This is a genomic window from Nitrospirota bacterium (assembly GCA_015233895.1).
Classification (GTDB): domain Bacteria; phylum Nitrospirota; class Thermodesulfovibrionia; order Thermodesulfovibrionales; family Magnetobacteriaceae; genus Magnetomonas.
The window spans coordinates 25797-36955 of the sequence record JADFXG010000033.1; the positions used below are offsets into that span (position 1 = coordinate 25797).

Annotated in this window: 13 protein-coding genes; 8 read left to right on the forward strand and 5 right to left on the reverse strand. The window is 41.7% G+C overall.

Annotation, left to right across the window (positions count from 1 at the left end; genetic code table 11):
• Positions 1-144 precede the first annotated feature (144 nt).
• From HQK88_15080 to HQK88_15095, 4 genes are all read left to right on the forward strand, one after another.
• Positions 145-561 carry a hypothetical protein gene (locus HQK88_15080; protein MBF0618124.1) on the forward strand — a complete coding sequence of 139 codons (417 nt, stop codon included), beginning with the start codon at positions 145-147 and terminating at the stop codon, positions 559-561.
• 512 nt (positions 562-1073) lie between these two features.
• The gene (locus tag HQK88_15085; GenBank protein ID MBF0618125.1) at positions 1074-2777 is read left to right on the forward strand and encodes a hypothetical protein; all 1704 of its coding nucleotides are present in this window, start codon (positions 1074-1076) and stop codon (positions 2775-2777) included.
• A complete protein-coding gene (locus HQK88_15090) occupies positions 2770-3612 on the forward strand; it encodes a ParA family protein (GenBank protein ID MBF0618126.1) in 843 nt (280 codons plus the stop codon). Before HQK88_15085 ends, HQK88_15090 begins: the two co-directional genes overlap by 8 nt.
• A 22-nt stretch (positions 3613-3634) precedes the next feature.
• Entirely contained in the window at positions 3635-3991 is a 357-nt protein-coding gene (locus HQK88_15095; protein MBF0618127.1) for a nucleotidyltransferase substrate binding protein, read from the forward strand.
• A gap of 71 nt (positions 3992-4062) precedes the next feature.
• Here the strand turns inward: HQK88_15095 and HQK88_15100 are convergent, their stop codons facing one another.
• The 5 genes from HQK88_15100 to HQK88_15120 all read right to left on the reverse strand — a co-directional run bounded on the left by HQK88_15100 (position 4063) and on the right by HQK88_15120 (position 8203).
• A complete protein-coding gene (locus HQK88_15100; protein MBF0618128.1) occupies positions 4063-4257 on the reverse strand; it encodes a hypothetical protein in 195 nt (64 codons plus the stop codon).
• 59 nt (positions 4258-4316) lie between these two features.
• Positions 4317-4694, reverse strand: a complete 378-nt coding sequence (locus tag HQK88_15105) for a DUF86 domain-containing protein (protein ID MBF0618129.1) — start codon at positions 4692-4694, stop codon at positions 4317-4319.
• The gene (locus HQK88_15110; GenBank protein ID MBF0618130.1) at positions 4695-4988 is read right to left on the reverse strand and encodes a nucleotidyltransferase family protein; all 294 of its coding nucleotides are present in this window, start codon (positions 4986-4988) and stop codon (positions 4695-4697) included. It lies immediately after the preceding gene.
• Positions 4989-5410: 422 nt separating this feature from the next.
• Complete coding sequence (locus HQK88_15115; protein ID MBF0618131.1) at positions 5411-7597, reverse strand: TIR domain-containing protein; 2187 nt, start codon at positions 7595-7597, stop codon at positions 5411-5413.
• Between the two features lie 495 nt (positions 7598-8092).
• Positions 8093-8203 carry a hypothetical protein gene (locus HQK88_15120; GenBank protein ID MBF0618132.1) on the reverse strand — a complete coding sequence of 37 codons (111 nt, stop codon included), beginning with the start codon at positions 8201-8203 and terminating at the stop codon, positions 8093-8095.
• A 309-nt stretch (positions 8204-8512) separates the two neighbouring features.
• Here HQK88_15120 and HQK88_15125 point away from each other — a divergent pair, with 309 nt between their 5' ends.
• The 4 genes from HQK88_15125 to HQK88_15140 are packed head-to-tail and all read left to right on the forward strand — an operon-like array spanning position 8513 to position 10899.
• Positions 8513-9583: a radical SAM protein gene (locus HQK88_15125; GenBank protein MBF0618133.1), complete on the forward strand. Its 1071-nt coding sequence runs from the start codon at positions 8513-8515 to the stop codon at positions 9581-9583.
• A 40-nt stretch (positions 9584-9623) separates the two neighbouring features.
• Positions 9624-9851, forward strand: coding sequence for a CopG family transcriptional regulator (locus HQK88_15130; GenBank protein ID MBF0618134.1), 228 nt, complete (start codon positions 9624-9626; stop codon positions 9849-9851).
• The gene (locus HQK88_15135) at positions 9835-10086 is read left to right on the forward strand and encodes a type II toxin-antitoxin system RelE/ParE family toxin (GenBank protein MBF0618135.1); all 252 of its coding nucleotides are present in this window, start codon (positions 9835-9837) and stop codon (positions 10084-10086) included. Before HQK88_15130 ends, HQK88_15135 begins: the two co-directional genes overlap by 17 nt.
• Before the next feature lie 6 nt (positions 10087-10092).
• The gene (locus HQK88_15140) at positions 10093-10899 is read left to right on the forward strand and encodes an SDR family oxidoreductase (protein MBF0618136.1); all 807 of its coding nucleotides are present in this window, start codon (positions 10093-10095) and stop codon (positions 10897-10899) included.
• Positions 10900-11159: the final 260 nt, after the last annotated feature.

Genomic DNA, 11159 nt, shown 5'->3' on the forward strand with positions numbered 1-11159 from the left:
TTAGAAGATTATTCGCCCATCTGTATCTGCGAACATCTGCGCAATCTGCGGATAAAAAGTTCTTATCTCTTGTTATTAATTATAATGTTGCCTAAAGTTAGAATTATATGTTATAATATAAATAGAAAATATAGGAGGAGGTGTGTGATGATTTGTGTGATGGCCATTGAGAAGATAGAACACGATATCGAGGAGATCGGTCTGCCTAAGCCTAAGTATTCGAGATTCCTAGGGTTTATCCCGTTTTACAGGTTAAAAATAGACATTGATTATATTAACGATTACCTTGGTATCAGCATTACCGATCTTATTGTACGTGAAAACATTATTAACCCTTTCAAGCGCCAGCTGCTGGCACACCTTGAGAGCATCCACAGGTTGATAAACAAGTTTGGCCACAACAGTTATACGTATCAGCTGCACATGCTTGTCAATTCCCTCAACGTTAAGATTTATGAGTATCATAACACTTGCAGACATGGCACATTTGGCTACAGAAGTTCCTCCGACACCATGGCGTATAAACTTGAGGAGCGGCGGCTGCCGGCCTTCAGCAGATAATCTGCCGTCAATACCCCCCCCTCTCTGCCGCTCTATATCTGCCTCATCTATACTCTAATCCAATTTGCAGTCAGAAGTATAACAAGGCGGCAAGGAAAAAGCGACGCAGGCGTACTTTTACGTACGTTGAGGAGCTTTTGACGATGCCAACGAAGTTAGACGATTGAATGCGGATAGAGACCGTTGCAAAAATATTATAACACCAAAGTTGAGTTCAAAAATATAACAAAATGTTATAGAAAAAGGATGAGATTGCCACACCCCCTGCGGGGGTTCGCAATGACGGCGTGGGCTGTGCGTGGGCGTACCTATCCGTCATTACGAGGAGCGATAGCGACGTGGTAATCTCATCATTATTATATTTTAGGCTGCTACTCGGTATTAATTGGGAAATACTTTTCCCCCATTTTGGGAATTTTGCAACGGTCTCGGATTGGTATTAAACTTGCCGGCACAAGACATATTCACACAAAAAGTGGTATCTTAGTAAAATTACCGGAGGGAGGTATGGCTTGAAAAAGTTGGGTTTTGACACACTGCGCGGGCTCTATGAGGACTACCACAGTGAGCTTGTCTCTCTTTGTGATATTTCTGGTGATGTTTATAATACTTTTCTCTCGAAGGGCTATGGTGCTACATTTTCGGATGTGGAATCGGAGGTCCTTTATATGCTTATTCGCAGGTTTAAACCGGAGGTGGTGTTTGAGGTCTCACCGGATTGCGGTTATTCCACTCACTATATCCTTCAGGCTCTTACAAAAAATAACCATGGAGAGTGTTACAGCTTTGAATTAAGCAAGACAATCAGAGGAATCCCTACAGAGGACGCCATCTGCGGTGTACAGCATAAATCCTCTGATTTAAACCGTTTGCACGTTATCATTGGCGATGCCCGCCTAAACACGCTGAAGATGAATGTCAGCCCTAACTTTGTCTTTATAGACAGTTGCCATGATGATTATTTTGCAGAGTGGTACATAAAATCCCTGTTTCCGCAATGCAGTGGCCCGGCACTGATTCATGACATCATGTGCCCAAAGGGGACGCCGGAGTTTTCAACTGAGTCGTACTATGTAGAGAATCAACTGATAAAGACAAAATGCCCACATGTTTTTATAGGAGATTTTGATTTTTTCTTTGAGGATGAAAGGGGAAAAATGTCCCTGGCTCAGCGCAGAAATATGTACTCAAATGCCCTTTTTATAGAGGACTGTTCACACTTTAAAAACCAGGATTTTGAATCTGCCAAAGATCTGGTTACAGAGTATTTTTCTAATTGCAGTGACGCGTGGAAAATACAAAGCTCTCAGGTATCTGAGTGGAAAAACAATAAAGAACTTACGGGCAGCAATATAAAAAGCAAGGGTGCGCCTGTCTTTACCAGAGAGCAGTATGCCAAAATTTTTGAAATGTTTCCACTGACCTTTACACATGAAACGTTGCTTGATAACTCACAGGAGAGACAATCAAAAATCGATGTTATTAACTCAAACATAAACTCCATTTCAGACCTGTACTCGTTTGTTGTGGTAAAGCCAAAAATTAAGGACGTTGCCAAATATATTGACAATACCAGTTTTGTAACCTGCACTGGAGACAATAACCCTGTTGAAATCTATTACCTGCTCTCTAACATGCAAAACCCAGCTAAGTACTACAAGGACAAAGGTATTGACGATACGATAATCAAAAATCCGGATGTTGCAACTTTCTGGAAACTCAAAATCATAGAGTCTATTAACGAAAGCAGCCAGTGGAAATATGAACAGATTAAGCCTGTTTTACCGGAAATAAGGAACTCTTTAATATATAACAAATACCTGGCCTTACAGATTATCGCCGAGCCTTCACTATTAAGCAGCATAATATCTGTAATTTTCTTAAATTATAACGCACTGGATGATAAGAGATATCCAATCCTCTACAGGTACATAACGTTTATACTAAAAAAATATAATAACTATCTCGGAGAGGAATTAAAATCTGAATTACAGAAAAATCTTCTGTTTTTAGCAGAAAATACAAGAAAAGCTGCCTTTGATTCCTCAACGGAGCTGTTGCTGTCCGGACAGTTGAAGTTGTCATTTATGCTTTACAGAAATTACACAAAGCACAACAGAGTAAGTTTAAAAGAAAGGCTTATTTATTTCAGACAGATAAAGACAAAAATCAAGGATTTCTTAAAGAGCCGCCTTGTTGGAGTGTTTAGTGGCTAAGATAATAACGGTAATCAATCAGAAGGGTGGGGTGGGAAAGACCACCGTGGCCGTGAATCTTTCCAGTTTTATGTCTGAGTATTTTGAGAAAATCCTGCTGCTGGATTTTGATCCGCAATCGGATGCCTCCGTGTGGTTGTGTAAAGACTACGGCAATCCGGTAAGCCAGATTAGCACTCAGCAACGTACTCCAAAAATCGAGGATATTCTGCGTTTTGGCCTGAAAAATGATCTTGACGACAGTGCCGTAAGACAAGAACTTAAAGAGCTTGCGTTAGCCGCAGTGTCCGGGCATAACCCTGCCGTTGTCACCACATCCTTAAACCTGGACCGGATAGACCGGGAAATGACAGGCATTGGGGAGCGTAAGGCTGCCGCTAAACTTATTGAAACCATTAAAATCATATCCGAGGACTATGACCTTGTGCTGATTGATACGGCGCCCTACATCTCAAACCTTCACTATATTGTAGTGAGTGCCTCAGATTACATTTTGATTCCAATAACTCTGGATGCAACGGCAATCGGAGGCGGCGGAAACGTGATAAACCTGATACTCTCAGACGTCAGAAAGTACTACAGCAATCCCGGGGTTTCGGTAATTGGAGTGCTGATAAATAATTACGAGAAGGTGTCAAACATATCAAAGGCTATGGAGGATATGGCCCTTGAGGTGTTTGGCGATTTGATATTTAAAACCCGGATCAAAGCAGCCGTAAAACTCCGTGAGCTACCCATACTAAACTCCACGCTGGATAAGGTCTATCCCAAACTCCCCTTGTCTCAGGACTTTAAAGACCTGGCGCTTGAGATATACACCAGAATGCGTGGGTAAGTTATAGGTATTTGCGGACACAGTGTCCGCAAGATGGAAGGCAGAGAATCAGGGAAAAGGGATTTATCCGCAGATGACGCAGATGGACGCAGATAAATTAAATAATCAGCACCGCTTTATTATATACTACAGAGGAGATGGGGGAAATTGGATGCCGCTTGATTTAAGCAGTTTACGGAAAGCGTTGTTGTACTTAGGGGGCGCGCTTGAGTTTGCCGCAAGCGCAAAGGCGGCGGCACTGTCTGAGACGGAGCGGGACGTCATCAGGGCCGGAGTTATTCAGAATTTTGAGTTTACATATGAGCTGTCGTGGAAATTCATCCGCTCAGAGTGGACGTCGTTGACTGGCACAGATGCTCCCCAGAGTTCAGAGAAATAACCGGACAGCGTTACGAGGTGATTTGAAAGAGTATCACAGTAAACACTGTTGTGCAATCAAGTTACAAAAGATTATTTGTACTGGGCATGAGTTCCAATCACAGCCTTTTCAGAGACGGCATCAAGCCTGCCTGACCTTACATCTTGTTCAAATTCTGCATCCCATTTTGCAGAATCAAATTTCTCTTCAAACCAAACCCTGAATTGAACTAACTCCTCTTGTGATAAACTTGATACTGCCTTTTCAATTTCCTGTACTTTTGACATATTTCACCTCCTGTAACGCCTTTGTATCAAGTATGTTGTCCGCCATTTAATCAGTGTAATCATAGTCCGGAATGTTTGCGTTTTTGTTCCCGTTCTGTTTCTGCTGCAAGCTCTGCGCGGCAGAGTGTTTCCAAAGCGGGCAGCTCATCTATCACAACGCGCCACAGCACATTGTTTGAAACCCGTTCGTAGTTATGCCGTAACACATTACCAATGCCTGCCACTTTCTGCCATGGAATTTCCGGATGCCGCTCCTTAATTTCAACAGGCAGATGGCGGCTCGCCTCTGAGATAATTTCAACGCCGCGCTCAATGAGCCATTGTTTGCGCCTGTCAGCGTCATAGGCCTCAAGCGTTAACCCGGACATTTCGATGTTAATAAGCTCAATGGCTTCAATAATGTCTGTCAGGCGCGGCACGGGCGAGGGATTTGTCACTTAAAACACCTGAATTGCAGATGCCTCGATTTGCTCCCGCAGCATCTTGTGCAAACTGTCGCGCGTCATGATGTCTGTCTTGCAGCCAAGAATCTGAGCCGCTGCATTCTTTACATCCATTAGCTCAAAGAGGCCAAACTTTCCTACTTCATAGTCAAAAAACAGATCCACATCAGAATTCTCATTAGCCTCATTGCGCGCAGTTGATCCAAACATGTAAAGACTCTCCACCCCAAGCCGCCTGAGTTCGTCTTCATGTTGTTTTAACAGGCTTATGGCCTCGCTGCGTTGCATTTCATATATTATAACACATGTGGCACTTTACGCCTATACCAATTTGAGACCGTTGCAAAAATATTATAACACCAAAGTTGAGTTCAAAAATATAACAAAATGTTATAGAAAAAGGATGAGATTGCCACACCCCCTGCGGGGGTTCGCAATGACGGCGTGGGCTGTGCGTGGGCGTACCTATCCGTCATTACGAGGAGCGATAGCGACGTGGTAATCTCATCATTATTATATTTTAGGCTGCTACTCGGTATTAATTGGGAAATACTTTTCCCCCATTTTGGGAATTTTGCAACGGTCTCAAGTTGCATTCTATCGCCTAACTTTGTTGGCATCGTCAAAAGCTCCTCAACGTACTAAAAGTACGCCTACGTCGCCTTCTCCTTGCCGTCTCGTTATGCTTCTGACTGCTACTTGCTATGCCGCTACTTCACAAGATAATCCATTAATTCCTCAAACGTCTTGCTATTGTAAAACTCTGTCCTTCTGAGGCCTGTGATTAAAAAAGGAGTATCATAATCATCTCTGTCCTCCAATTTCAGGGGTATAACTTTTTGTTTTGTTGTTTCAGTAATTACTCTGTGTAAAACCGCCTCATATTCGGCTCTGCACCAGTTTGATTTCCCAAGTGCGGGACTTAGGCAGACCAAAACGTGCTTACTGGCTTGTAGTCCGTCTTCTATTTTGTTAACAATCCCATCGCCAAAGCCTATCTGCTCATGGTCAATCCAATAGGTTATTCCTCTGCTTTTAAACTTTGGCAAAATTCTATCCGTAATAAAATCAGCATCCTTTGAACTGTGGCTGATAAACACATCAAATTTACTATCTCCCATGCTTTTTGAATCCTCCTCCTTTTTTCTCCTTTCCGTAGTTTCAATCCCGTTAAGAAGTTCTTTAACTGACACCGCCTTTGTTGATTCCATGCAAGAAAATTCGCTCTTTCCTTCTATTTCAAACTTACGAACATTTTCATATTTATATACTGACGGGCAATTTCCCGTACACGTACACGGTATCAGTAAATCCACTTTCAGCTTCTTTATCTTATCGTTAATTGTATCGAAATGCTGCCTTATGAGCCAGAGAAACTCCCGTTTGCTTTCGCCTGTTACCGTTATATCTATCAATCTTTTTGACTCATCCGCTTTGATATACGCGGAGGTTTTTTCTGTCTCTGTTTCTTTACTTAAAATAACTCCCTCTCTCCAGCATTGGTATTTATCATTATCTCTTTTGATTAAATCATGAACCCGGACTATAAAATGCGGCATCACATTTTTAGGTAAAAACTCATATTGGTACAAGACATGCGTACAGGTAGTAAAATCATCATCAACGTCTATCGGCTCTCTGGGCAAGACGCTTGGGATGATGTAGTTATTTGTATCTCCCATAGCAAAGGAGAGTTCAAATTTTCTCATGAGCCTCAAAAGGGTAGGGTATTGAGATGCAGGATAACCGTCCATATCTTTCCAGATTTCCGGCAGGTCGTCCTCGCATAAAACACCTTGCTTCAGTTTTTTTGACGCTACCACTTTATAGACCGCATGAGTGCCCCAGGCGGGTTTTATTATCAGTGTGTTACGTAAAATGACGTCGTCTTTAAAATGCAGAAATACTCCCAAATCGTGAAGATATTCGGCAAGCAGGCTTTCCTCACTTTCAGTTATTTTGTGCTTTTTGCAGAGTTTATTAAATTCTGAATAATCTATATAATTTCGTGTGTCGTCTTCTAACACCTCCCTTACCTTGCGCCATGAGCTGAACCATTCTGTGCCCATAAGAGGGAGCTTAGCCGCCACATCGCCGATTACATTCTTCAATTTACTAAAAGAATCGGGTCCCTTTCTAGGAGTTTTGGAACTTACCTTAAGGAACCCCATGATATTGGGAAATTTCGTTTTTAAGTCTTTGAAGTTAATCTCTTCAATATACGTATCACATTTATTCAGGACTAAAATGATCGGGCTGTCCTCACCAAAGGCTTTTATAACATTGAGCCAGTCCTCGATTCTGCCAAAGACCGCCTCTTGTCTTGCGTCCCAGACAAGCATATAGACGGAGCGCTTGGTTAAGAAAAACTGATGTGTTGCGTGATATATCTCTTGCCCACCGAAATCCCATACATTGAGTGTGATTTCATTGCCGCCATTTTGACTAATCTTTAGTTTTTTGATCTCTATTCCTTCGGTTGACTTCTGAGTATCTGAAAAACTGTTATCAGTAAGCCTTCTTAAAATACTTGTCTTTCCTACTCCGCCCTGGCCTACAATTATAAGCTTTGCCTCGTATAATTTTGTTATAACAGTTGTTTTCTTGTTTAGCAATTCAAAATATTCTCTTATAGCATGAATACCCTTAGAGGCAATTTCTATCGGCGGGGTTTTAAGCGGGTTATCTGATACAAAAAAATCTGTTAGTTTATTAAGCTTTCCAATCTCATGCGGCAGTGCTGTTAGTTGGTTGTTATAAATATCAAGCGTTTGTAAATTATTAAGATTTCCAATATCAGGGGGCAGCGTTGTCAGTCCTCTGTTTGATAAATCTAAATAAGTTTCACTATCTCTATACGCTCTATTGATTATTTCTAATAGTTCATTTTCATCCACCTCAAATCAGCCTCCCCTTTATAGAACACACAATGGAAATCATTTTCCATAGGTGTTATTTTACAGGGTTTGGGAGTATTTTGCAAATTTTAGAAGATGGTTTGACGCGCACGGCGTTGGAGCAGTCTTTTAGACTGCTCCGCAACGTTTGGGATAGTAGTTTTTTATATCTGAAACACTGAAGTCAAAAGAGGAAACACTGTGGTGCAATCTATAAGATTGCACCAACGGGTTTGGGAGATACACACGGATAAACACAGATGATAGGTATTTAATTTTTATCTGTGTTCATCTGTGGTTGCAATTCTCATGTTGGATGTGGGGGAGGCGCAGATGAAATCTCTTAAGAAATCATAGTCCGTCATTTAATCAATTAAATCATAGTTCAGAAACGTTTGGGGAATTGCACCAACACAGGATAATCTTAAGCGCTTTTCTTATCAGAGGAGGAAGGGAACGCCTCCTGAATTTCCTCTTTGACTATTTTTCTTACGCTTACCCCAATTTTTTCAATATAGTCAACCATCCTGACATTGAACTCGTCTTTAGTGAGACAGTTATCCAGCCTTGCCTCAACCTTGTCAAACCGCTCGTCAACCTTGTCAAACCGCTCGTCAACCTTGTCAAACCGCTCGTCAATCTCAGTGAATTTCGTGGTCACCATACGTTTGAAGTCGTGAAAGTCGTTCATATAGTTGTAAAACAAAAAAGCAAGCCTGTCAGGCGGCTGTGTTTGGGCTAAGATCTCATCAAGAACCTCTACGACTATCTTTTTGATTTCGTTTTTATCTGTTGTCTGCATATATGTGCCTTCCTCCTATGTATTATCTTATAGTTAAATTATGTTGCGTGTCAAGACGCTATAAAACGGCAGCACTTATAGCAACTCCTCATGGTTTTGTTATATACTACTCTATGAGCCGACTATACACCAAAATGAAGGTTTTCCATTTTAAGGAAAAACTGGACTCGCTGCCTATTAGCACTACTGAGATTTTGCCTCCTATCCACATACGGATAAAACCGACAAATGTCTGTAACCACAACTGCCGGTACTGTGCCTACAGGGCGGATAATCTCCAGCTCGGTAAGGATATGAACAAGCGGGATTTTATTGCCCGCACTAAGATGCTTGAAATTGTAGAAGACATTATTGATATGGGAGTAAAGGCGGTTACATTTAGCGGAGGCGGTGAGCCCCTGGTCTATCCATATATCACTGAGACTGCGCTGAAACTTGCGGCCTCTGGCGTTAAAATTGCCACTCTTACGAACGGCTCAAACCTGATGGGAGAAGCCGCTGAAGTGTTTGCCCAACATGCCACATGGGTGCGGGTGTCAATGGATGGCTACGACGACGAAAGCTACACCCACTACCGTGGCGTTAAGCACGGCGAGTTTACCAAAATTATGGAAAATCTGCAGAATTTCAAAAAACTGGGCGGCAAATGCTACCTTGGCGTCAGCTTTATCATAGACAAAGACAATTGCAACAAGGTATATGAGTTTACCGGAAAACTCAGGGATGTTGGAGTTGACAGCGTTAAAATCTCCCCGTGCATTGTCAGTAACGAGGGCGCTCAAAATAACGCCTACCATAAGCCGTTTTTTGAATCAGTAAGAGAACAGGTAGCAAGAGCAAAGGCGGATTTCTGTAACGAACACTTTGAAATTTTTGACTCCTACCATGCCCTTGACGAGAAATTTAAAAAAGACTACACATGGTGTCCGTACCTTCAAATACTGCCGGTAATCGGGGCAGACTGTAATGTGTATTCCTGTCAGGATAAGGCGTATAACCTTGAGGAGGGACTGATTGGATCTATCAAAGATGTTCGCTTTAGCGATTTTTGGTGTTCCAATAAAGCGAACTTTTTTAAAATAAACCCTTCAAAAGTCTGTAACCATCACTGTGTGGCAAATGAAAAAAACATGCTTGTGCTGGACTACCTTGAGGCTAATATGGAACATCTGGGATTTGTGTAGTGATTGCATTTTGTATTAAAAAGTATTACTATATAATACTATGAAACTTGCAAAGGTGACTATATCTGCAAAGGTGGACAGCAGTATTGTTGACTCTTTAGAGGGCTATGCCAAAGAGTTGCAAGTTAGCAAAAGTTGGATAGTTCAACAGGCCTTAAAGCAGTATTTTGATAAATATGATGAGCATTTAAGTGATATGCGAATTGCCTCTCTCACAGAGGGCATATCTCATGATGACGTTTTAACAGAGTATGGCCTTTCAGATTAAATGGGACATGAGGGCTTACAGGGAATTACAACAGATTGCCGTTAAAGATGCCGTGGAAATTTTAAACGCCTTAAACATCCTCCGTGATAAACCGCACGAGGCTGGCAAGCATCTGGAGGGCAAGTTTAAAGGTAAGTACAGGCTGCGAGTGGGAAATTACCGGATTATTTATTGGATAGATAATACCACTGTGTGGATAATAACGGTTGGCCACAGAAAAGATATATACAGATAAACACAGATGAGAGAAAACACTCTGATAACCGGCTCACGAGGCGATATTGGTTCCATGCTGTATGGGCTTTATAAACAGCACAACCTGCCCATTGAGCCGTTTAATGCTGATACTGCACCGGATACCGCTACCGGTGTGATTATCCACATGGCCGCTAAATCCCCGCCCTCTGGTGCTGATGACATATTGAATTCCAATATCGTGTATCTTAAAAAAGTCGTTGACTATGCCCTCTCTCACGGCATTGACAGGATGATATATTTCTCTGCCGTCTCAGTCTATGGCAGCCAAAACAAAGAGGATCTTGCCGAGACGGATTTCTTAAACTCCCCTGGAATATACGGGGCCTCTAAACTCTTTGGAGAGACATATCTTAAAGAGAGCGCTCTGAAACATGTGCTGGCTATCCGGTTTCCGGGGATTCTGGGCGTTAAAAACACTACCAACATTCTGGGCAGATGTTTTGTTAAACTCAAACACAACGAGGACATTGAAATCACAAACCCGCACAGGCTATTCAATAATTTTATATGCGTAGAGAATATTTTTGACTTTTTTACCTCACTTAAAGGGGATTCCCCTAAATTTGACGTTATAAATGTTGCTTCGGATAAAAATATGACCCTCTTTGAAATCGTAACTTTTATGAAGACGCTTTTGAATTCAAAATCAAAAATTATAGAAAATGGCAAAAAATCGGATTTTTTCAATATCTCCACGCAAAAAGCTCAAACGCTCTACGGCTTTAAGCCATATGACGCAAAGGCGGCAGTAGAGCTGTGGGTTAAAAACAGAATTGCAAGTGATGTTTAATAAAGAATATCTCTGAGGTTTTCCTCTAACTCTTCAAGTGTTTCACCCTGGGTCATGTAATCCGGATATTTTTCCAAATATCCAAGCCACATACCCTCATTCTGCCAATATACGTATCTTTCCATCATACTCCTTATACCGAGTTGAGACCGTTGCAAAATTCCCAAAATGTGGGAAAAGTATTTCCCAATTAATACCGAGTAGCAGCCTAAAATATAATAATGATGAGATTACCACGTCGCTATCGCTCCTCGTAATGA